General features: G+C 57.5%; 21 protein-coding genes. 13 read left to right on the top strand and 8 right to left on the bottom strand.

The genetic code is table 11. The features are described from left to right. The first annotated feature begins 722 nt into the window (after window positions 1-722). Window positions 723-1,019 (top strand): hypothetical protein, encoded by a 297-nt coding sequence (locus EAH74_RS07415; protein WP_140677372.1) that lies wholly within the window; start codon window positions 723-725, stop codon window positions 1,017-1,019. A 68-nt stretch (window positions 1,020-1,087) separates the two neighbouring features. Here the strand turns inward: EAH74_RS07415 and EAH74_RS07410 are convergent, their stop codons facing one another. Together EAH74_RS07410 and EAH74_RS07405 are read right to left on the bottom strand one after the other, a co-directional pair. Beyond that, window positions 1,088-2,560, bottom strand: coding sequence for a tyrosine-type recombinase/integrase (locus tag EAH74_RS07410; RefSeq protein WP_140677370.1), 1,473 nt, complete (start codon window positions 2,558-2,560; stop codon window positions 1,088-1,090). Between the two features lie 279 nt (window positions 2,561-2,839). Next, window positions 2,840-4,087 (bottom strand): MFS transporter, encoded by a 1,248-nt coding sequence (locus EAH74_RS07405; RefSeq protein WP_140677369.1) that lies wholly within the window; start codon window positions 4,085-4,087, stop codon window positions 2,840-2,842. Window positions 4,088-4,227: 140 nt separating this feature from the next. Between EAH74_RS07405 and EAH74_RS07400 the strand changes: the two genes are divergently transcribed. The 4 genes from EAH74_RS07400 (at window position 4,228) to EAH74_RS07385 (ending at window position 6,529) form a co-directional block, all read left to right on the top strand. Beyond that, window positions 4,228-4,554, top strand: a complete 327-nt coding sequence (locus EAH74_RS07400; RefSeq protein WP_170206190.1) for a hypothetical protein — start codon at window positions 4,228-4,230, stop codon at window positions 4,552-4,554. 266 nt (window positions 4,555-4,820) lie between these two features. Continuing rightward, window positions 4,821-5,012 (top strand): YegP family protein, encoded by a 192-nt coding sequence (locus EAH74_RS07395; protein ID WP_008074435.1) that lies wholly within the window; start codon window positions 4,821-4,823, stop codon window positions 5,010-5,012. Window positions 5,013-5,182: 170 nt separating this feature from the next. Next, complete coding sequence (locus EAH74_RS07390) at window positions 5,183-6,106, top strand: LysR family transcriptional regulator (protein ID WP_140677368.1); 924 nt, start codon at window positions 5,183-5,185, stop codon at window positions 6,104-6,106. Between the two features lie 57 nt (window positions 6,107-6,163). Continuing rightward, window positions 6,164-6,529, top strand: coding sequence for a 5-carboxymethyl-2-hydroxymuconate Delta-isomerase (locus EAH74_RS07385; RefSeq protein WP_140677366.1), 366 nt, complete (start codon window positions 6,164-6,166; stop codon window positions 6,527-6,529). Between the two features lie 3 nt (window positions 6,530-6,532). On the opposite strand, the gene EAH74_RS07380 is transcribed toward EAH74_RS07385, so the two are convergent. The 3 genes from EAH74_RS07380 to EAH74_RS07370 all read right to left on the bottom strand — a co-directional run bounded on the left by EAH74_RS07380 (window position 6,533) and on the right by EAH74_RS07370 (window position 9,718). After that, on the bottom strand, window positions 6,533-7,468 hold the full coding sequence (locus EAH74_RS07380; RefSeq protein ID WP_140677365.1) for a LysR family transcriptional regulator: 936 nt from the start codon (window positions 7,466-7,468) through the stop codon (window positions 6,533-6,535). A 132-nt stretch (window positions 7,469-7,600) separates the two neighbouring features. After that, the gene (locus EAH74_RS07375; protein WP_140677363.1) at window positions 7,601-8,518 is read right to left on the bottom strand and encodes a DMT family transporter; all 918 of its coding nucleotides are present in this window, start codon (window positions 8,516-8,518) and stop codon (window positions 7,601-7,603) included. A 15-nt stretch (window positions 8,519-8,533) separates the two neighbouring features. Then, window positions 8,534-9,718: a cyanate transporter gene (locus tag EAH74_RS07370; RefSeq protein ID WP_140677362.1), complete on the bottom strand. Its 1,185-nt coding sequence runs from the start codon at window positions 9,716-9,718 to the stop codon at window positions 8,534-8,536. Between the two features lie 482 nt (window positions 9,719-10,200). Here EAH74_RS07370 and EAH74_RS07365 point away from each other — a divergent pair, with 482 nt between their 5' ends. From EAH74_RS07365 to EAH74_RS07340, 6 genes are all read left to right on the top strand, one after another. Next, a complete protein-coding gene (locus tag EAH74_RS07365; RefSeq protein WP_140677361.1) occupies window positions 10,201-11,583 on the top strand; it encodes a glutamine synthetase family protein in 1,383 nt (460 codons plus the stop codon). Window positions 11,584-11,762: 179 nt separating this feature from the next. Next, the gene (locus tag EAH74_RS07360) at window positions 11,763-13,412 is read left to right on the top strand and encodes a phosphoethanolamine transferase (protein ID WP_140677359.1); all 1,650 of its coding nucleotides are present in this window, start codon (window positions 11,763-11,765) and stop codon (window positions 13,410-13,412) included. A gap of 73 nt (window positions 13,413-13,485) precedes the next feature. Further along, entirely contained in the window at window positions 13,486-14,148 is a 663-nt protein-coding gene (locus EAH74_RS07355) for a class I SAM-dependent methyltransferase (RefSeq protein ID WP_140677357.1), read from the top strand. Between the two features lie 123 nt (window positions 14,149-14,271). Next, window positions 14,272-15,405, top strand: a complete 1,134-nt coding sequence (gene rnd / locus EAH74_RS07350; protein WP_129441972.1) for a ribonuclease D — start codon at window positions 14,272-14,274, stop codon at window positions 15,403-15,405. After that, entirely contained in the window at window positions 15,402-15,695 is a 294-nt protein-coding gene (locus tag EAH74_RS07345) for a YcgL domain-containing protein (RefSeq protein ID WP_007898694.1), read from the top strand. The genes rnd and EAH74_RS07345 overlap by 4 nt, the downstream gene beginning before the upstream one ends. 120 nt (window positions 15,696-15,815) lie before the next feature. Beyond that, window positions 15,816-16,748 (top strand): D-2-hydroxyacid dehydrogenase, encoded by a 933-nt coding sequence (locus EAH74_RS07340; protein WP_123366771.1) that lies wholly within the window; start codon window positions 15,816-15,818, stop codon window positions 16,746-16,748. A gap of 139 nt (window positions 16,749-16,887) precedes the next feature. Here EAH74_RS07340 and EAH74_RS07335 read toward each other — a convergent pair whose 3' ends face one another. Beyond that, window positions 16,888-17,481, bottom strand: a complete 594-nt coding sequence (locus tag EAH74_RS07335; RefSeq protein ID WP_140677355.1) for a nitroreductase family protein — start codon at window positions 17,479-17,481, stop codon at window positions 16,888-16,890. Window positions 17,482-17,761: 280 nt separating this feature from the next. Between EAH74_RS07335 and EAH74_RS07330 the strand changes: the two genes are divergently transcribed. Together EAH74_RS07330 and EAH74_RS07325 are read left to right on the top strand one after the other, a co-directional pair. Then, a complete protein-coding gene (locus EAH74_RS07330; RefSeq protein WP_140677353.1) occupies window positions 17,762-18,211 on the top strand; it encodes a YcgN family cysteine cluster protein in 450 nt (149 codons plus the stop codon). Window positions 18,212-18,247: 36 nt separating this feature from the next. Then, entirely contained in the window at window positions 18,248-19,477 is a 1,230-nt protein-coding gene (locus EAH74_RS07325) for a hypothetical protein (protein ID WP_140677352.1), read from the top strand. A gap of 116 nt (window positions 19,478-19,593) precedes the next feature. Here EAH74_RS07325 and EAH74_RS07320 read toward each other — a convergent pair whose 3' ends face one another. Beyond that, the gene (locus tag EAH74_RS07320; protein ID WP_140677350.1) at window positions 19,594-19,971 is read right to left on the bottom strand and encodes a YgaP family membrane protein; all 378 of its coding nucleotides are present in this window, start codon (window positions 19,969-19,971) and stop codon (window positions 19,594-19,596) included. A gap of 90 nt (window positions 19,972-20,061) precedes the next feature. Then, window positions 20,062-20,532 carry an RNA methyltransferase gene (locus EAH74_RS07315; RefSeq protein ID WP_007944014.1) on the bottom strand — a complete coding sequence of 157 codons (471 nt, stop codon included), beginning with the start codon at window positions 20,530-20,532 and terminating at the stop codon, window positions 20,062-20,064. Between the last annotated feature and the right edge of the window lie 77 nt (window positions 20,533-20,609).

Here is a 20,609-nt window from a genome sequence, read left to right as displayed (position 1 = left end):
TTAACTCACGTTTTCTAGCATTCAAAGCATTCTGACGGCATAGAGGCGAGCAATAGATTTTGGTGATACGTTTGATGGTGTGAGACTTCCCACACATTGGGCATAGCTTTACGATTGCCATGGGGGCTCCTTTGGCTTGAGGTTTATAAGATTGGATTGTGTTGTAGTGTTTGACGATAAGGAAAAAAGCTCATTAAAAAGACCAACTTTTTAGGGTTGGCCTTCATATCGCCTTTCCAACGATAAACTTACAACAAGAATTTGTTCTAGTCGTCGCCAGTTACTAGAGGAACTGAATCAGGCCATGAGATAGCCCTGCGGAGGAACCCGTATGATGAAATCGAAAACACCATACTGGAATCTAGGAATGTATCCCGGCTGTGAGCGTCTGCCGGAAAGACTGGAGGTTGCATATAAGGAAGGATATGCTTTGCTCGGATGCACTGAGGAGGAGTCAGTACAGATTGCTAAGACTGGAGGAATCAGCAAAAGGAAATTTGGGGAAAAGAGCAACTAAGAATTATCTATCTCTACGTACTAATTGTAACACGGATATGGCGGTTGTCAATGCATATCTGCACTAGGTAGTCAACTTTTTTATATTAATCGTGTAGCGGTAGTCCAATAGAGCGGGGCTGTTGGGTCTATTGGGAGTTGGATGTAGGTAGTTATGAACTAGAATGGTATCATTGGGCTATCACTCAGAATGGAGGTTGTGTGTAATGGCGTTTTATCATTTGGCAGTTACCCTTTGTGCTGCTGTTCTAGGAAGTCCCGAGCACTGCGAATCAGAGAGGATGATTGATACGCAGTATGTCAGTCTGGTCAGTTGCTATTCGGCTGCTGAGAAGATTGACAAAAAGGTTACGGGCGACTTTCTAGAGGAAGCGAAATCGCAGGGAGACGAACAAGCTAAGTTGAAGGTGAAGACGCGGTGCCTGACGATTGAAGAAGGTGAAGCCTTCCTGAAGAAGGAAGGGCCATCGGCCTTGGTGGTTACCGGCAAGAAATTCGAGTAACCGGCCAATGACTCAATCCGTTGGCAACTTGAGAGAGCGTCCCACACCAACAATGCTGACTGATTTTTTCAGGCATCTAGGGAGGGGAGCTTGGAGATAGCTGCCAGCTTCTGTGCCGTGCTCGCGCCTTGTGAGTAAACGTCGAAGGTCACGGTTCCAGTTTCATGTCCTACCAATTCTGCAATCAGCGTACCTTGGACTTCAGCCCTTACGAGTTGGGTAATAACAGTTTTACGGATGGAGTGGAATACGTGCTGGGGGCCATAACCATGGGCTTCCTTGAGTCTGCCGAAAGCCTTTGAGAGCGCATCAGATCGTATGCCGTACTTGTTCTTACTGTCCGAGGGGATCAGGTAACCATCCTTGGAGTCCTTCTTTAGACGCTTCACAATGCGCGTCAGGGCAGGGTGTATAGGCACAACGCGGATACCCGCTGCGGTTTTCGAATCAACAATGTCGAAGCTTTCAATGCCGTCCGGCTTAATCACGTGCTCGGTTCTCAATTGGCAAAGTTCCTCGATGCGAGCGCCTGTATAAGTACCTAAGAGGATCAGGTCCGCCAGCGTAGTATGGTCAGCGGCTAAGGCAGCTGCGTGAAGCTCTGCAATTTCTTTCGTCTGGAAGTCCTTTCGCTGACGGTCTGCGCGTTCCTTACCACGGGTCTGCGGTAGCTCATGGTTTTCAAACGGGTTGGCCTTATCCTTGAAGTCTTCACGCCAGCGGATGTCGTGCTTCATCGCCCATTTCCAGAAGACGTTACCTGCCAACAGGTATTGCGTAAGGGTCTTACTCGCCAGCTTGAGGGCGTCGAGCCACGATGACACGGCATCGAAGTCGAGCGGCTTACCTTCTTTAGCCAGGTACGCGGAAAGCTTCTCTAGCTTCGACTCCTGCTGATCTATCGTCTTGGTGGCGACATTCCGCGTTTCACGATACTGGCGGAACGTAGCGATACGCTGCTTGGTGATCGGTGACCGAACTTTACGAATGCCATCACCATCACCAGCCGCAATCATCCTGATCTCTTCCTTCTGATCGGCGTTCGGCATGTAGTGAGTTTCAAATCGCTGAGCTACTGCGGTTTTGAACAATTTCCCCAATTCATCATCAAGCTTGAATAGACCCAAGGGGGTTTGGCGTCCTTTCTGAATCATTCCCTTGAGAGCGTCCACCATGGCAGGGTTGTCCTCCATGAACTGCGCCATTTCAGTTGGATCGGGTATGACATAAGGAGCAGCGCCAGCTTCACCTATGCGCGCCATTTTGGAATGCTTCGTTACCCTGTCCACCGTTTCGAGCATCCCAGTCATCGACTCTTGCCAGTCTGGTGGCAATGGCTTGCCAGTTCGTGCAGCTTGAAACTGCGCTTTCCATCCAGCAAGAACAGAGAGGCGTCGGGTCATTGCTTCGGATCGAAGGCCGGTCTTTAACGACTGAATCAGAACGGACTTCCCGCCCATAGCTTTTCGCACATCTTTAGGCACGGCCAGTCGGACATACCATGTCGATTCGCCTTTCTTCTGAATCAAGTTGTCTGACATTGGGGCGCCGTGAAGTGGGGAGTGGTACAGCGAATTGTACTACTCAATTGTACTACTATGCACGCTTAGACCCTCTGAATGCGGGGCTTGTTGGTCGAAAACGTCCTTTGTGGTGAGTCCCTATCTCTCCGCCATTATTGAATAAGACTAAGCCCCTGAAATTGTTAAAGATTTCAGGGGCTTTTTCGTTTCTGGCATTTCGTTTAGGGCAAATTTGCGGCTTGTTTTCTCGGCGAGCGGTACGACTGTCTCGCGAAACATGGGCGGTATCGCTCTTTGCTATCGAACCTGAACTCTCGCCTGGATCACCCACAATCCCAGCAAAGACAGAACAGCAAAGCCCCCTCCCATCAAAAAAGTGCCTTGGAAGCCTACCGTGTCCCACAACGCCCCAGCGGTGACACTGGCCAGCAGCAAGGCCAACCCAGTCAACAGATTGAACATGCCAAATGCCGTCCCGCGCAGTTCAGCCGGCGCGCAATCGGCGATCAGGGCGGCGAATATCCCTTGGGTAAACCCCATGTGCAGCCCCCATAGAACGACGCCGACAACCAGGCCATCGATACCCGGGGCGAACGCCAGAGTCAGGTCGGCAGCAATCAGCAAAATCAGACCTACGCCGAGCACCGCCACGCGGCTGACACGATCAGACAAGGCCCCGGCGGGGTAGGCTGACAGTGAGTACGCCACCCCCATCAGGACAAGCACCGCTGGCGCCCACATCGGCGCCAACCCGACGGCCTGTCCGCGCAGAATCAGAAAGGCTTCGCTGAAGCGCGCCAGGGTGAACACCGCAGCGACACCCACCACCCACCAGTAGCCAGCACCCAGTCGGGCTAGTTCCCGCCGGCTCAAAGGCGCACGCACCCGGTGCGTCCCTTCCACTTGTTTGGGCTCATGAACGAACACCAGCAGCACCGCGACGGCAAGGAAGGCCGGGATGACGGCCACCCAGAACACAGTCTGGAAGTGGTTCGCGGTTAGCCACATCAATCCGATCGCCAACAACGGTCCCAGGAATGCACCAACGGTATCCAGAGTTTGCCGCAGGCCGAAAGCTGCCCCCCGTATCGCGGGCGGCGTGATGTCGGCCACCAACGCATCGCGCGGGGCGCCGCGAATACCTTTGCCAATGCGGTCGATAAAGCGAGCTCCGATCAGCCAGTCCAGCGAGCCCGCTAAAGGAAAGATCGGTTTGGACAGCGCCGCCAGCCCATACCCCAGCGCCGCGAGCAGTTTACGCTTGCCCAATCGATCACTGAGTGCCCCGGAGAATACCTTGGTGATCGAGGCCGTAGCCTCGGCTATGCCTTCGATGAGACCCACGGCCAACACGGAGGTACCCAGTACCGTGACCATATAGAGCGGCAACAATGCATGGATCATCTCTGAGGAGATGTCCATCAACATCGAGACGAAGCCCAACGCCCAGATGCCGCCAGGCATGGTGCGCCAGACGTTGCCGGTTGACGCCTTCTCGATTGGCGCAGTAACCGAAGTGCCACCTGACTTGTCAGTGTTTTTCATCATGAGCCTCGAAAGCCTGTTTGGCATAAGGCAGCTTATAGCGCCTCGCGATTCCACATCAGCGTTTTTGGCTTTCGGTGTAACCCTGGTCATTAGCTATCATGCAATACAGAGCAAATCACCGGATGACGGGGGAATGCATGAACAGATGGCGACGGATTTGGGTGTTTGTGAAGCTGGTGGCAGCATTTGCGGCATGCCTGACCGTTGCTGTTCAGGCTTTTAGCTACATGTTGGAAAGCCCCGATGCAGCGCAAATTCACCCTTTGAGCATTTTGGTTGTTGGACTGATCTTTGGCTTCATCACCTATGGAATCCTTTCACTGATTGAAAGGGCTGTGCGGGGTTTGCTGCCCCATCCTGACCCGGCTCAACCTCAAACAGAACTTGAGGAAGATGCCGTGCTGATGGAAGAACAGCCTTTGGCCCTGTCAGCAGACGATTCAACTCAGCAGAAAAATCAGTGAACATTCTGTAAGGCGGCTCGAATCAGAGTTTTTGCGTCGGACCAGACAGCGTCGCAGCGTAAGAAAAATATGCCTCTTCAAGGGAAAAGTTACTCAGCGCAGTCACCCAATTTACCGCTCCCCGAATCTGTTGGTCATCCCGCCAATCAAGTCCGTAGCTGCGAAACATCCCCTGACATTGAAAGGCCCTGCTGCAAAAAATCCTCATCTACTCTCGTTTCGCAGGTCACTGATCTGCCGTCATCAGCAATCGCAAGGAGCGAGCAATGTATTTTGAGATTTACAGGCAAACCCGTGGCATCGCACAGACCGGCAAAGGTCAATGGCGGTGGCGTTTGAGGGCGGGTAACCATGAAACGATTGCCAGCGGGGAGGCTTACGTCAATAAGTCTGATTGTGTGCATGCCATCAGTTTGATCAAAGGGACCCACGATCAGACCCCGGTCAAGGAAATCTAGGCTTCAGGTGGTGAAGCTGCTCAGTCAGAGCAGCTTCGTTTTAACGGGCGGTATTACGGTTATGAGTGCCGCTGCCTGAATCCGGATTAAACGCAAACTGCTTGAGTCGCATAGACGCCGATTGCGACACCTACCTAAACTGTCATCAGATTTGGGAGCGGGGTCAGTGGATGAATCGTAACGAACTACGCAAGGCCGACATCAACCTGATGGTGGTGTTTGAAACGCTGATGCTCGAACGCAACGTCACCCGGGTGGCGGAGAAATTGTTTCTCGGCCAGCCAACCATCAGTTCGGCGCTCAATCGCTTGCGCACGATGTTCAACGACCCGCTGTTCATTCGTGTCGGGCATCGTATGGAACCGACGGCGCGGGCCGAGGAGATTATTCTGCACCTGTCGCCGGCGCTGGATTCGTTGTCGGTGGCGTTGAGCCTGACCCATGATTTCGACCCCGCCAGCAGCACCATGACCTTTCGTATCGGGCTGTCGGACGATGTCGAGTTTGGTCTGCTGCCGCCATTGCTGCGTGCCTTGCGCCAGGAAGCACCCAAGGTGGTGTTCGTGGTGCAGCATGTCGATTACTGGCGGATTCCGGATTTGCTGGCATCGGGCGATATCACCGTGGGTATCAGCCAGACTCGCGGGCTGCCGGCCAACGCCAAGCGCAAGTTGTTGCGGCACATCCTGCCGAGCATTTTGCGCGCGGACACATCGGATACACCGCTGACGCTCGATGAGTATTGCGCGCGACCGCACGTACTGGTTTCCCACACCGCCAATGTCAGTGGTTACGCCGATGAGTGGTTGGCGGAGATTGGACGCACGCGCCAAGTCGTCCTTTCCGTGCCGCAATACAGCTCGCTGCCGGCCTTGCTTGCCGGGACCGATCTGATCGCCAGCCTGCCGGACTACGCCGCCGAAGCGATGGCCGCGTCCGGCCAGCTGTTCAAGGAGCCGTTCCCGTTCAAGGCGCCGACCCTGGATCTTTCCATGGTCTGGCTCAGCCATGTCGATACCGACCCGGCCGAGCGCTGGTTGAGGTCGCGGCTGGAGGCGTTCATGAGTGAACGCGCGGTTTTACCGCACGAGTGAGTAGGGCGATGCTGTGTTATATGTACGACCTTTCTGCCAACTTTCAGGAGCTCAGTCATGCCTCACCTGCACATGGAATACACCGCCAACCTGCCCGGGCTCAATGCCGATGTGGCGTTGATTCGTCTCAATAATGCGTTGGTGGCTTCCGGTCAGTTTGCTGCCGAATATGACATCAAGAGCCGAGCGGTGAAGGTTGAGACGTTCAAGGTCGGCACGGTGTCAGGTGAGCGAGCCTTTGTGCATGTGAAACTGGCACTGTTGAGCGGTCGTTCACCGCAGATCAAGCAGCAGTTGTCCGAAAGTTTGCTGGCTGTGGTGCAGGAGCTGTGTGAATGGCCGACGGACATTGAAGTCCAGCTGGCCGTGGAAATCCTCGACATCGATCGAGAGTCCTACACCAAGATTGCCATCAGCCACTGAGTTTCAGGCCATTTCCTGCTCGGTGCAGGCCTTGACCACTTGCTCGCGCAGCCAGGTGTTGGCGCTGTCCTGATCGACATTCTGGCTCCACTGCATGTCGAGGCTGAAACCCGGCAAGCCGTTGGGCGCTTCGCAATGATTGAAGATCGCCTCGTTGGCCAGCAATTGCTGGATACGCCGAGGCAGGGTCAGGATGAAGTCGGTACCGGTGATCATCTTCAGTGCGGCGCTGTAGCTGTTGGAGCGCGCGACGATCTGCCGTTTTTGCGCCTGCTGCGCCAGCCAGCCGTCGACCATGTTGGTGGTGGAGGTCCAGGGTGTCGGGAACACGTGCCGGCGTTCGACGAAGGCTTGCAGGCTTAAACGCGGCTCCGGCGGTGTGGCACGTTTATCGAAGACACAGACCAGGTCGTCCTCCAGCAGCATCCGGGATTTGAAATCGCCGTGACTGCGATGAAAGTTCGGGCCGAAGCAAACCACCAGGTCGAGGCTGCCGTCGCGTAGTTCTTCGGCCGGGATGTCGGTTTCGAACTTGTGCATGTTGACCATGACTGGAAGGTCGGCGAAATCGAAGCTTTTCAACAGACGCGGCAGGATCAACTGCTCGAAGTATTCCGGTGCGCAGATATTGAAGGTGACGGGTTGCAGGGTGGGGTCGAATGCTGGCGCACCGGCGTGACACAGGTTGATGCTTTCCAGGATCTTCAGCACATGGGCGTACATGGTGCTGGCTTTGTAGGTAGGGCGCATGCCCGCGCGGGTATTGATGAACAGTTCGTCTTCGAAACTGGTGCGCAGCTTTTTCAGGCAGTAACTCACGGTGGACTGGCTGACGCAGAGTGCCTCGGATACACCGCTGACGCTGCTTTGCTCATACACGGCGATAAACACCATGAGGTCCTGCATATCGAGCTTTCTAAGCAAGTTACTGTTCAGCATCCGTTGGGTCTCGCTGTGCTCCTTGCGCTGACTGTGCGCAAACTTGTGCGAGTGATCCTAACGGAACGATGGTGCCAGGAGAATGCCTTGTAGGAGTTTTCATGGAAAGTTGTGGGGCAGTTCCAGAGGTTTTCAGCCCTGAACGGCGGCAGGCACCCCGCGGCGGCTGGACATCAGCAGTGCCCACATACCGACTCCCACCAGCAGCGCCCCAATGATTTCCAGCGGCAACGGCGACTGACGTAACCAGAACCAGTGAAACAATGTGAGAAACAGCGTGCTCAGGTAAATGTAGGAAATGACCGAGGAAGGGGCGATAACGCCGATCGCCCGATGCAGCAGCCAGAAGGTCGCCAGTGTGGCGAACACCGCCAGGTAAATCAGCCACCAGAAATCGCTCACGGTCAGCAATGACGCCGATCGCCAGCCGCCGCTGAACCCACAGAATGCCAGCAGAAACAGCGCGCCGAACAGCATGTTCCAGAAAGTCATGCCCACTGGGCCGCGCCCCTTGAGGCTGCTGGCCTTGAGCCGTTGACTCAGGGGCGAGTAGAGCGCCATCGCCAGGCAACCGATGCCATACACCGACACTGCATACAGCGAAGGCAGCTCACCAGGGCCTGCGTCTTTCAAAACCAGCAACACGGCCCCGGCAGCGGCAATCAGCATCGGCAGCACGCGCTGTTTCAGGTTGCTGTCGGGCATCAAAACGGCTTCAAACAGCAATGTCAGCAAAGGCACCAAGGTGAACATCGTCCCGGTGTTGACCGCCGAGGTATAGCGCAGTGCCTCGAACAGCGAGCCGAAATACACCGCCAGCAGCAAGCCGAGCACGGCATGGCCGAACAGTCCGCGGGCGGTCATGGCGGTATCGCCCTTGAACAGCAGCAGCGGCAAAAACACCAGGGCGCAAAACAGCAGGCGTAAACCGGTCAGCAGGATCGGGTCGATGGCCTGGCTGACCTGTGCTGCCGCAGAAAACGATGCAGCGATCAACAGTGCCCAGAGCAACATGCCGGCGTGAGCGGCGGCGAAACCGGTGTGTTTCATGATGTGGGGTCCGGGTCAGTGAATGTGTTGGGCGTAATGCCGCGGATCGAAGCGCAAGACCATCAGGATCATCAGTGCCATGACGCCGGTCAGAGACCACCAGGCCCATTCGAAGCTCCCGAGCTGATCGCGGATCAACCCGGCAATCAGCGGCGAGAGACCGGCGATCAGATAGCCGATGCCTTGCACGAACGCGGTCAGGCCACCGGCACGCTGGGGATTGTCCAGATGATCCAGGGACACGATCAGGCTCATCGGGAACAGTCCGCCGATGCCGAGCCCCAGCAGACATGGCCACAACAGAGTCAGGTGTTGCGGGCTGAGAATAAGTCCGCAGAAACCGGCCATGATCAGCGCCAGCAACACCACCAGCACCACGCGCCGGTCACGGCTGCGGTTGGCGATGGCCGGTGTCAGCAGGCCGGACAACACTTCCATGGCAGTCAAGAAACCCAGCAGCAACCCGGCGTTTTGTTCGCTCCAACCCTTTTCCACGTAGTACGGCGCCAGCCAGGCCAGCACACAGGTGTAGGACGCCGTGCCCAGACCGAAGAAAATGGCGAGCAGCCAGGCGCGGGAATTGCCGAAGAAAGACCCATTGCGTTGCGCTTGAGCTGGCTGCACCGGCATCCGTTCACGTTGCATGCACCAAAACAGCAGCGCTACCAGCGCCAGTGCCGCCCAGATCGCCAGGCCCACGCGCCAGCTGCCGGTGCGGATCATCACCAGCGGCGCAAACGACGCCGCAATCGCTGCGCCGCCCATGATCGAGGTGACGTAGAACCCCATGCACACGGAAACGTGATCGCTGAAGCGGGATTTGATCAGCACCGGCATCAATGCCTGGATCAGCGCGATACCGAAACCCGCCAGCACGGCGCTAATGATCAGTTCGGCCGCCGAATCGAGGAATAACCGCGACACCGTGGCCACGCCGATGATCAGCAGCGAGAGCACCACGGTGCGTTGTTCGCCGATTCGTTGGCTGACGCCCAGCCCAAAGAACATTGCCAGCCCCATCGTCATCACTGGCAGCATGGTCAACAGCGAGGCCAGGCTGAAACTCAGTGCGATGTCGCCGCGAATCGCCGACAGCAAAGGACCGACGGCGGCCATGGAAGGCCGCAGGTTCAGGGCGACAAGAAGGATGCTGAACATCAGCCAGAGGGCGGGGCGGGAGATTGCACGAACGTTTTCCATCTATCGGACCTTGAATGACAAGGAGCCGATTAGGCGCGCGGGGCTTGCGGGCCGCAAATCAGAAAGTCCGTGGCAGTATTTAGAAATTAAATACATCTGTGTGAAGCTGAAAAGATCGCAGCCTTCGCATCTCCTACAGGTGTACGGCGATCCAATGTAGGAGCTGCCGAAGGCTGCGATCATTTTGAAAACACAGACAATGTTTAGCCAGTCCACAACCAAAGTTCTTCAAATCCTGATTTAACGACTTATCTACCCGTGTGACGCTGCGGCTCATCTGTTTCCTGTGGTTTTTTCTATGGACGGTTGTCCCGTCACACTTCCCTCCGAATTAGCCTTTTGGGCGCTGTGGCACTGCCGTCACGCGCGTCCACCGGATTCCTGCATTTCCCGTTGATTGTTCTTACAGGTCCCGCGCTATGCGCCGGGATCAAAGCGGCGACGCCTGTGCGTTTGCCTGACGCGGAAATAAGAGAATCCCCATGAGTGTTGCCACGACATCTTTCGCCTCCAAGCAAGAAGCCCTGACCTTTCTGGAACAGAACCCGGATATCGAGATGTTCGAGTTGTTCATCCTCGACAACAACGGTGTACCGCGGGGCAAGTTGCTGCATCGCGATGAACTGCTGGCGGTGTACGAAAGCGGGCGGCCGTTGCCGAGCACCATTCTTGGCCTGACCATCAACGGCGATGACGTGGAAAACTCGGGCCTGGTCTGGGATGTTGGCGATATCGACTGCCGGGCGTACCCGATCAGCGGCAGTTTGACGCGCATGCCGTGGCGGCTGATTCCTACGGCGGCGGTGCAGGTCAGCATGCATCCGAAGGAGGGCATGCCCGCGACAATTGCCGATCCACGGCATCTGCTGGCGAAAGTCATCGAAGGCTTGCAGGCCGACGGTTATTACCCGGTGATGGCGGCGGAGCTGGAGTTCTACCTGCTGGATCAGCAGCGTGATAGCAACGGGCGACCGCAACCGGCGCGGGATGTCGATGGCGGGCGGCCGCGAGGGACTCAGGTCTACGGCTTGCGTGAACTGGAACAGATCGAGCCGTTTCTGGCCGATCTCTATAGCGCCTGCAAACTCCAGGGCATTCCTGCGCGCACGGCGATTTCCGAATACGCGCCGGGGCAAGTGGAAATCACCCTCGAACACCGCACCGACGCCTTGCAGGCGATGGACGAAGCGGTGCGCTACAAACGACTGGTCAAGGGCGTGGCGCACAAGCACGGGATGACGGCGTGCTTCATGGCCAAACCGTTCGACGACCTGGCGGGCACTGGCATGCACATGCACGTCAGCCTGGCGGACAAGGAGGGCAACAACCTGTTTGCCAGCGAAGCCCCGGACGGCACGCCACTGCTCAAGCAGGCGGTCGGCGGGATGCTCAGCACCTTGCTCGATTCGTTGCTGCTGTTCTGTCCGAACGCCAACTCTTACCGTCGCTTTCAGACCAACAGCTATGCGCCGCTGGCACCCACGTGGGGCGTGGACAATCGCACCGTGAGTTTGCGCGTGCCCGGCGGGCCGGCGTTTTCCCGGCACATCGAACACCGCATCTGTGGCGCCGACGCCAACCCGTATCTGGCAGCCGCGGCGATTCTGGCCGGGATCCATCGCGGTATACGCGAACAACTCGATCCTGGTGCGCCGGTGGAGGGCAATGGCTACGCCCAGGCTACGGAACTGTTGCCGACCGACTGGCTGACTACGTTGCGAGCGCTGGAAGGTTCGAGCTGGGCTCGGGAAGCGTTCGGCGGTGAGTTCCTCGGCGTGTACCTGGCAGTAAAACGTGCCGAGTATCGACAGTTCATGGGCGAGGTCGGCGAGCAGGACTGGCGTTGGTATTTGAATCAAGCCTGAACAGAACCTGAATCATTCTCAAATAAGTTGAGCGTTTTGGCCTCGCTCCATGAGCCAACTAATCGTTGGCTTCTTTTTCACAAAAAATTGATGGTTGGCAGCCTAAAATCAGTGATGTTACGGCCAATGAAATTTTCACATTTGGCGAAGGCACTTTTATTCAGGAACAGCCGATCATCATGTTGAAGATTAAAGCCGTGCGCCCCGAATGGGTAACACTGATTGCCAGCGCCTTTCTATTGGCAGGATTCAATTTAGTTCTCTGGCAACACCTGTTTGAAATCACGGCCTCTGACGGTCAAGGCATCGTCATGCGCGTGGCTTTCGGCTTGATGATTCTGGCTGCCTTCAACATTGTGCTGACCCTGCTGGCGTTCCGGCCTGTGCTCAAACCGGTCTTGACCCTGATCTTCATGGTCAGTGCCGGCGTGGCGTACTTCATGAGTCAATATGGCGTGCTGATTGACACCGGCATGTTGCGTAACTTTGCGCAAACGAATGCGACGGAAGTGCGTGACTTGCTGTCGTTGAAGTTGCTTGTTTATATCCTTCTGCTGGGTGTCTTGCCGTCGTTGTTGTTGTGGCAGATCCCGGTTAATTACCGTCGCTGGCACCGTGAGCTATTAAGTAAAGCACTGGTAACTGTCGCGTCGGTTGCCGTGATTGGTGGCGTTGCACTGGTTAACTATCAGGGCCTGTCTTCGTTGTTTCGCAATCATCATGAATTGCGCCTGATGGTCGTGCCAAGCAATTACATCGGTGCCTCTTTCGGCTTTCTGCGTGAGCAGGTCGCCTCTGCGCAGCAGCCCTTTGTCAAACTGGGTGAAGATGCCCAGCGAAATCCCGCCTGGCAAACCCATGAGCGCAAATCCCTGACCGTGCTGGTGGTGGGCGAAAGTGCCCGGGCCGAGAACTTCGGCATCCTGGGGTATGACCGTGACACCACACCAAAACTGAGTAAAGAAGCCGGCCTGATCGCTTTTACCGATGTGCATTCCTGCGGGACGGAAACAGCGGTGTCGGTGCCGTGCATGTTCTCCGACATGGGCCGCAAGAATTACAACGCCAGCAAGGCGAAGAACCAGGAAGGCCTGCTGGACGTGCTCAAACGCGCGGGTCTCGACGTGATCTGGCGCGATAACCAATCGGGCTGCAAGGGCACTTGCGATCGGGTCACCCTCGACGACGTCAGTAACCTGAAAGACCCGGTACTGTGCGCCAATAGCGAATGCCGCGATGAAATCCTGCTGCAGGGTTTGCAGCACTTCATCGATACCCTGGATAAAGACACGGTACTGGTGTTGCACCAGATGGGCAGTCACGGTCCGGAATACTTCAAGCGCTACCCGAAAGAATATGAGCACTTCACCCCGGTTTGTGAAAGTAACGCCCTGAACAATTGCAGTCGCGAAAGTATCGTCAATGGCTACGACAACACCCTGGTGTATACCGATCACGTGTTGTCCACCCTGATCGATTTGTTGCGTAGCAATCAGAACAAAGTCGACACCGCGATGCTCTATCTGTCGGACCATGGCGAATCCCTGGGCGAGTACAACTTGTTCCTGCATGGCACGCCTTACATGCTGGCACCGGAACAACAAAAACATGTCGCGATGCTGGCCTGGTTTTCCGACAGCTATCAAAAGTCGTTCTCGGTGGACGCTAACTGCCTGCAACAGAGTCGTGAAAAACCCTTGAGCCAGGACAACCTGTTCCATTCGATGCTCGGTCTGCTGGAAGTCAAGAGCAAGGTGTACAAGCAGGATCTGGATATGTTTGCCGGATGTCGTGGTGCGGTAATCGACGGCGTGTTGGCCAAAGACTAAATGCCTCAACCTTTTTTCATGCGCCGGCCCCCTAATCAGCCGCTGGTAGAGTTTCTCCCGAGAGCCATTGCACATGTCCGCTCAACCCCCATCTGCCATCGAGCTTGAGATCGCCCGGCGCTACGATCAGGAGCACGCCCGCGTCTGTCTTCAGCCGAGGCCGCGTGGTCTGGCCGGGCGGTTGACGTTCTGGCGTGACGAGCAACTGGTGCGCAATGCGCTCAAGGCTGCCGGCGAGCCGGGTCTGGTGCTAGATGTGGCTTGCGGTGTCGGGCGTTTCTGGCCAGTACTGGCCGAGCATGCAAACCGGGTGATCCTCGCGGCCGATCCGTCTCAGGACATACTCGATCATGCCCGCACCCACCATCCGCAGAGCTTGCTGGAGCGGGTCAAGACCTTTCAGAGTTCAGCGTTCACCATCGGCTTGTCGGCGAATGCGGTTGATTGCATTTTTTGCATGCAGCTGTTTCAAGACATCGTCTGCCCCGAGCATCGTTTGGCCATGCTTAAGGAATTCCATCGGGTCAGTCGCGATACGGTGATTGTGGCGGTACGGGTCGATGCTCATTTCAAAGGCAGGCGCACGGATGCACAGGGCGTTCCGGCCCGACCGTTGGCCAGCAAGGCCGACGTAGAAGCCGAGTTCAAGCGCGCAGGTTTGCGCTTGCTCAGTCATCAGGACTTCCTTCCCGGCTGTGCGCGGATGCGCGTCTACGTACTGCGTAAGGCCGGCTAGTCTCCGCTTATCAGACATTTCTTGCTGTTTGGAAGGCATTTTCGCTAAAGCTCTTGTTCAGTGGATGCGCGGAAATTGCCGGGGGCGATATATACTGCGCGCCATTCTTCAAGGGAGAGCCGTGTGGCCATCGATATTCACTGGATTCGCGACAACGATAGCCTCGGTCAGTTTTGCGCCGAGTGGCAGCAGCTGCCATTCGTTGCCCTCGACACCGAATTCATGCGGGTCGACACCTTTTATCCGATTGCAGGCCTGCTGCAGATCGGCGATGGCGTACGCGCTTACCTGATTGACCCGCTGAGCATCGACAACTGGCAGCCTCTGGCCGCGTTGCTGGAAAACCCGGCCGTGGTCAAAGTCGTTCATGCGTGCAGCGAAGACCTCGAAGTCCTGCTGCGCCTGACCGGCAGCCTGCCGGCGCCGCTGTTCGACACTCAGTTGGCCGCCGCTTACCTGAACCTCGGTTTTTCCATGGGCTATTCGCGGCTGGTGCAGGAAGTGCTGGGCATCGACCTGCCCAAGGGCGAGACCCGTTCCGACTGGCTGCAACGTCCACTTTCCGACACCCAAATCAGCTACGCCGCCGAAGATGCTTTGCACTTGGCGGAAGTTTTCGTACAGCTTCGTCCGAAGCTTTCTGACGACAAGTACGCTTGGGTCCTGGAAGACGGCGCCGAGCTGGTGGCCAACCTGCGCCGCGAAGTTGATCCATATGAGGTCTATCGCGAAGCCAAGCTGGCCTGGAAGCTCTCCCGTGCCCAACTCGTCGTATTACGGGAACTGTGCGCCTGGCGCGAGCGCGAAGCCCGCGCCCGTGATCTGCCGCGTAACCGCATCGTGCGTGAGCATTCCCTGTGGCCGCTGGCGCGGACTCAGCCGGACAACCTCGGCGCGTTGGCGAAAATCGAAGACATGCACCCGCGTACCGTGCGTCAGGACGGCGAGTTTCTGCTTGATCTGATCAAACGCTCTGGCAGTGTGTCGCCTGATCAATGGCCGCCAGCGGTGCCGGAGCCTTTGCCGGTGGACGCCGCCACGCTGGTCAAACAGCTGCGGGCGATCGGCCAGGCCGAAGCCGAACGCCTGAATATTGCGCCGGAGCTGATGCTGCGCAAGAAAACCCTGGAAGCGCTGCTCAAGAGCGGCTATCCCAACGGTCCTTACCAATTGCCTGATTCGCTGCGTGGCTGGCGCCGCGAGTTAATGGGCCAAGCGCTGCTCGACAGCCTGGCCACCGCCGGAGAACAGCCTTGAAACGTATTTGTTCCATCTATCGAAGCTTGAAGAAAAACGAGATGTACCTCTATGTGCTCAAAAGCGATGCACTGGAGCGCGTCCCGGAAAGTCTGATGGCCGCCTTCGGCAAACCGCATCACGCCTTCGACCTGGTGCTGACCCCCGAGCGAAAGCTGTCGCGCGAGGACATCACCGTGGTGCTGGAAAACCTTGAGAAGCAGGGTTACCACTTGCAAATGCCGCCGGCCGAAGACGAGTACATCGAACACTTGCCGGAAGAACTGCTGCGCCGCAACGACCCGATGTGACCGGCAGACAGGCTCTGTTCAGAGCCTTTATGAAACACTGGAATGATTTTGGCGAGGGCCAGGGCGATGGGGCGTTACTCCATCGGCGGCCGTCTGCACTGTTTTTGAAAGGTTTGAACCATGCGCGTTCTGATTGCCGAACACGACCACCCGGTGTACGCCCAGCTGTTGCGTCAAGCAGCGCCTGACCTGGAAGTGCTGACCAGCGGCGACTCCGCCGAACTGGCCAGCCAAGCCGCTGATTGTCCGATCTGGCTCGGTCAGCCGGACCTGCTGGCGACCTTGCTGCGTCAGGGGCACGAGCCACAATGGCTGCAATCGACCTGGGCGGGCATCACGCCGCTGCTGGCCGACGGCTTGCCTCGTCACTATCGCCTGACTCGGGCGGTGGGCATTTTCGGCCAGGTCATGGCCGAATACGTGCTGACCTACATGCTCGGCCACGAGCGCGAAGTGCTGCCGCGGCTGGTCAGCCAGGTCGAGCGCAAGTGGGACAGTCGCCAGGGCCAAAGCCTGGCCGGCCGCAAAGTGTTGATCGTCGGCACCGGTGACATCGGCCAGACCGTGGCGCAGTTCCTGGTGCCGTTTGGCGTCGAGTTGTACGGCATCGCCAGCGAAGCCCGCGAGCAGGCGCCGTTTGTCGAAGTCGGGGCGCTGGCTGATCTGCCGCGTCTGGTGGGTGAAGTGGATTACGTGATCAATCTGCTGCCGAATACGCCGAACACCCATGACCTGTACGACGCGGCGCTGTTCAAGCAATTCAAACCGACCGGGTTGTTCATCAACGTTGGACGCGGCGTGGCAGTGGTCGATGCGGACCTGGTGGAAGCCTTGAAAGAGGGGCATCTGGCCGGTGCGGTGATCGACGTCTGCCGCCAGGAGCCGCTGCCGCAACGTCATCCGTTCTGGACCGCCTGGGGCTTGCTGCTGACCGGTCACAGCTCGGCCCCGACCTCGCCATCGATGATGGTCAATCTGTTCGTCGAGAACCTTCGGGCGTATCAGGCGGGTGAGGCATTGCGCGGGGAAGTGGATTTCAACCGCGGCTACTGAATCCACCGCTTACTTGAATATTGTGCAAAACCTGTGGGAGCGAGCCTGCTCGCGAAAGCGGTCTGTCAGTCAACAGTGATGTTGAATGTGATGGCCCCTTCGCGAGCAGGCTCGCTCCCACATTGGTTTTCGGTGTGGTTTAGAGGGTGAAGTCGCCTTCGGCAGCGAGTTCGCTCAGCGGACGACGCGGGCTTGGCTCTTCACGCGCTTGCAGGTAATTCGCCAGCGTCGCCTTGTCGCCCAGTTTGCCCACCGCCACCGCCGCGTGCAGTGCATAACCCTCGGGAATGTTCAGCTCCTTGCGGGTCAGGTCCTGGTCGAAACCGGCCATGCCGTGGGTGTGCCAGCCGCTGATGCTCGCTTGCAGCGCCAGATGACCCCAAGCGGAACCGGTGTCGAAGGTGTGCCACAAGGCCGGGGTCTCTTCGGTGGCGCCAGGCACCGCGAAGGTGGTTTTGGAGATCACGATCACCAGTGCCGAGGCGTGTTGCGCCCAGCTGCGGTTGAACTCATTCAGCAGGCCCAGAAAACGCTCCCAGTTTGGCGTGTCGCGACGCGCATACAGAAACCGCCAAGGCTGCGAGTTGTAGGCCGATGGCGCCCAACGTGCAGCTTCGAAGAAGCTCAGCAGGGTTTCTTCGGAGATCGCTTCGCCTGTGAAGGCGCGGGGCGACCAGCGGTCGGTGAACTGAGGGTGGATGGCATAGTCGGCAATGCGTGGATTAGCACTCATCAAGAGATTCCTTGCTACGTTTGAAAGTGAGGGTCGTCTGAAACCTGCGGGCGCAGTTGAGCTGAGCGATGAGGTTTGTCGGGAGCCTGGGTCGTTCACCTGAATGCAATGCGGTTGAGCATTAATGGCACGCAGGTCCGGTTCCTTGCGACTGGCAAAACTACATTGGCGGCGCAATAACTGACAAGCTCCTTCTACCGGCAGTCGCCAATGCTTGGCCCACAAGGGCCTTGGCACTAGACTGGCGGCCTTTTCACCACCTGATGTTGATGCTTGAGCCATGGCCGCCAAAGTCGAACCGTTCTGGATACGCAAAACCCTCGATCAACTCGATCAAGAGGAATGGGAATCGCTGTGCGACGGCTGTGGCCTGTGCTGCCTGCAAAAGCTCGAAGATGAAGACGACAACAGCGTCTATTACACGCGTATCGCCTGCAAACTGCTGGACTTGAAAACCTGTCAGTGCACCGATTACCCGAACCGCCGCGATTTCGTCCCCGACTGCATCCAGCTCACACCGGGCAAGGCTGACGAATTCAAATGGCTGCCACCGACCTGTGGCTATCGACTGGTCAGCGAAGGCAAGGACCTGCCGCTCTGGCACCATCTGGTGTGCGGTGATCGCGATGCGGTGCACCACGAACGTATTTCCCAGTCCGGGCGCATGTTCGCCGAAGGCAGCGTGGCCGAAGACGATTGGGAAGACCATCTGATTTTCCGGGCGGGTTAAACGCCAGGCGTATTAACGTTTCACGAAGGAGTGTGTATGGCTGTGGGATTGCGGCTGGCGTTGACCTTTGGGCTTTTGGCTCTGAGCTCGCCCGTATGGGCGGCGAAGAAGGTTGATCTGGATTACCACGTGCGCCTGTTGCCGCAAAGCGATCAGGCCGAAGTGCGGCTGACCCTGGCCCAGGGTTCGGCAGTACGCAGTCTGGATTTTGACCTGGGCGACGGTAGCCAATACAGCGACTTCAAGGCCGATGGCCAATGGCAGCTCACGCCGGGCAAGCAAGCCCGTGGTGTCTGGCGTCCGGCCGCCGACAAGGCCAGCCTGACCTACCGCGTACGCATCAGCCATGGGCGCAAGAGCGACAGCTTCGATACGCGCATGACGCCAACGTGGGCGCTGATGCGCGGCGACGATCTGGTACCGGCGGCCAAACTCGATCAGCAGGACGGCATTGAGCTGGTTTCACGCCTTGAATTCGAATTGCCCACCGGCTGGAAAAGCGTTGAAACCGCCTGGCCGCGAATCGGCAAGAACAAATTTCGGGTCGATAACGTTTCTCGCTTGTTCGACCGGCCCACGGGCTGGATGCTCGCCGGCCACCTCGGCAGCCGTCGCACGCGGCTTGGGGAAACCGAGGTCACTGTCGCCTCGCCTCAGGGCCAGGGCATGCGCCGCATGGATGTGCTGACGCTGCTGACCTTTGTCTGGCCGCAAGTGCAGGCGGTGTATCCCCGTCATCCCGTCAAACTGCTGATCGTCGGCGCCAACGACCCGATGTGGCGTGGCAGTCTGGGCGCGCACGAATCGATCTATCTGAACACGCGTCTGCCGCTGGTCAGCGAAAGCGGTACCAGTGCGCTGGTGCGGGAATTGGCCCAGGTGTTCGGGCGGATCAACGATCAGCAGCGCAGTGACTGGATCAGCGAAGGATTTGCCGAGTATTACGCCATCGAACTGGTGCGCCGCGCTGGCGGCATGAGTGATGAGCGGTATGAAAGTTTGCAGAAGAAGTTGGCCAAGGACAGCCAGAAGGTCAGCACATTGCGCGGTGAGCAGGTCAGTCCGGCGCAGGTCTCGAAAGCGGTCGTGTTATTGCAGGAACTGGATCGCGAGATTCGCCTGAAGACCCGCAACAAGCGTTCGCTGGATGATGTGTTGCAAGGGGCGATGCATTTGGAGAGCGTGGATACCAAGGAATTTGTGCAGCTCGCAGAAAGCATCATCGGTGAATCTTCCAAAGTCCTCGATACAGAGTTACTGCAGTAGCACCGCCTTCGCGAGCAGGCTCGCTCCCACAGGTGACTGCATTCCAATGTGGGAGCGACGGTGCGACGATTCGACCTGCTCGCGAAGGGGCCCTAAGCCTCAATGAAAATCTCGGGTTAAACCCCGGTTTTCGGCGATTTCAACGAATCATTGCCAGTCACGGTAGCGGTATTGGTCGCCGCTTCGGCATTCGCCTTCAACCGGTTCAACTCTTCACCCGCCCGCTGAATCTTCGCCCGCACGTTGTTCATGTCCTGACGGCTTTTCTCCAGCAGGCTTTTCGCCGAACTGTGCCCGGTAATACCACGCGCCAGGGCCACACCGCCGATCGCCACTTGAATCAACCCGAACACACCACCGCGACGCAGGCCCTTGCCGACCATCACCACGCCGCAGGCCAGGGAACCGATGCGCTCCCAACCCTGCACGTTCTGCTCCGTGTGAGTCTGGAACGGGGTGGATTCGATGCGTTCTACGCGTTTGAGTTCGCTCATGATCTGTCTCCTGGCTGGAATGGCTTTCAAGAATAGATAATTAAGCTGACTGCCGAGGCGGGCGGCTTGTTCCATCGGATGTGCGCTGAATCAGCGGAATTTCGCCCCGGAGCGGGTGTTGAGCCCCTTGGACATGCGGTCATAGAGCACGACGTTGACAGTGGCCGCCAGGTTCATGCAGCCGGTAGTCGGGATGTAGACCACGTCTTCGCACCAGTCGCGAATCTCTTTATCCAGCGAGCCGTCTTCCGGGCCGAAGATGTACAGCGCGCGGTCCGGATGGGTGTATTCCGGCAGTGAACGAGCGCCGTCCACCAGTTCCACTGCGACCGGAACGCAGCCCAGCGGCAGGATTTTTTTCAGGTCGTCGATGCCGATCAGCGGAATGTCGTAGTGGACGCGCTTGGTGTCGGTGACGAAGTCGGCGGCACGTTCATAACGCTTGCCGGTGTAGAACACGGACGCCACGCCATAACAACCAGCGGCGCGCATCACCGAACCGACGTTCTCCGGTGATTTGGGGTTATACAAACCAATGCAGCTGTACCGTTTGTCTGCCACGAGCGGGTGCCTTCGGGGAAAAAAGCGCGATTATACGGGGATTGGGGGAGGGGTGTTCGGTTTGGAGATTGGTGGTG

The sequence above is a fragment of the Pseudomonas mandelii genome, assembly GCF_006438925.1.
GTDB classification, from domain to species: domain Bacteria; phylum Pseudomonadota; class Gammaproteobacteria; order Pseudomonadales; family Pseudomonadaceae; genus Aquipseudomonas; species Aquipseudomonas mandelii_C.
This window is presented reverse-complemented; position numbering and strand designations above follow the sequence as displayed.

Coding starts and splice junctions, on each gene's coding strand:
- EAH74_RS07390 (WP_140677368.1), top strand. CDS start 5,183: ATGAATCGTAACGAACTACGCAAGGCCGACATCAACCTGATGGTGGTG.
- EAH74_RS07355 (WP_140677357.1), top strand. CDS start 13,486: ATGTCCGCTCAACCCCCATCTGCCATCGAGCTTGAGATCGCCCGGCGC.
- EAH74_RS07405 (WP_140677369.1), bottom strand. CDS start 4,087: ATGAAAAACACTGACAAGTCAGGTGGCACTTCGGTTACTGCGCCAATC.
- EAH74_RS07385 (WP_140677366.1), top strand. CDS start 6,164: ATGCCTCACCTGCACATGGAATACACCGCCAACCTGCCCGGGCTCAAT.
- EAH74_RS07330 (WP_140677353.1), top strand. CDS start 17,762: ATGGCCGCCAAAGTCGAACCGTTCTGGATACGCAAAACCCTCGATCAA.
- EAH74_RS07395 (WP_008074435.1), top strand. CDS start 4,821: ATGTATTTTGAGATTTACAGGCAAACCCGTGGCATCGCACAGACCGGC.
- EAH74_RS07400 (WP_170206190.1), top strand. CDS start 4,228: ATGAACAGATGGCGACGGATTTGGGTGTTTGTGAAGCTGGTGGCAGCA.
- EAH74_RS07410 (WP_140677370.1), bottom strand. CDS start 2,560: ATGTCAGACAACTTGATTCAGAAGAAAGGCGAATCGACATGGTATGTC.
- EAH74_RS07370 (WP_140677362.1), bottom strand. CDS start 9,718: ATGGAAAACGTTCGTGCAATCTCCCGCCCCGCCCTCTGGCTGATGTTC.
- EAH74_RS07340 (WP_123366771.1), top strand. CDS start 15,816: ATGCGCGTTCTGATTGCCGAACACGACCACCCGGTGTACGCCCAGCTG.
- EAH74_RS07380 (WP_140677365.1), bottom strand. CDS start 7,468: ATGCTGAACAGTAACTTGCTTAGAAAGCTCGATATGCAGGACCTCATG.
- EAH74_RS07365 (WP_140677361.1), top strand. CDS start 10,201: ATGAGTGTTGCCACGACATCTTTCGCCTCCAAGCAAGAAGCCCTGACC.
- EAH74_RS07415 (WP_140677372.1), top strand. CDS start 723: ATGGCGTTTTATCATTTGGCAGTTACCCTTTGTGCTGCTGTTCTAGGA.
- EAH74_RS07320 (WP_140677350.1), bottom strand. CDS start 19,971: ATGAGCGAACTCAAACGCGTAGAACGCATCGAATCCACCCCGTTCCAG.
- EAH74_RS07375 (WP_140677363.1), bottom strand. CDS start 8,518: ATGAAACACACCGGTTTCGCCGCCGCTCACGCCGGCATGTTGCTCTGG.
- EAH74_RS07335 (WP_140677355.1), bottom strand. CDS start 17,481: ATGAGTGCTAATCCACGCATTGCCGACTATGCCATCCACCCTCAGTTC.
- EAH74_RS07325 (WP_140677352.1), top strand. CDS start 18,248: ATGGCTGTGGGATTGCGGCTGGCGTTGACCTTTGGGCTTTTGGCTCTG.
- EAH74_RS07360 (WP_140677359.1), top strand. CDS start 11,763: ATGTTGAAGATTAAAGCCGTGCGCCCCGAATGGGTAACACTGATTGCC.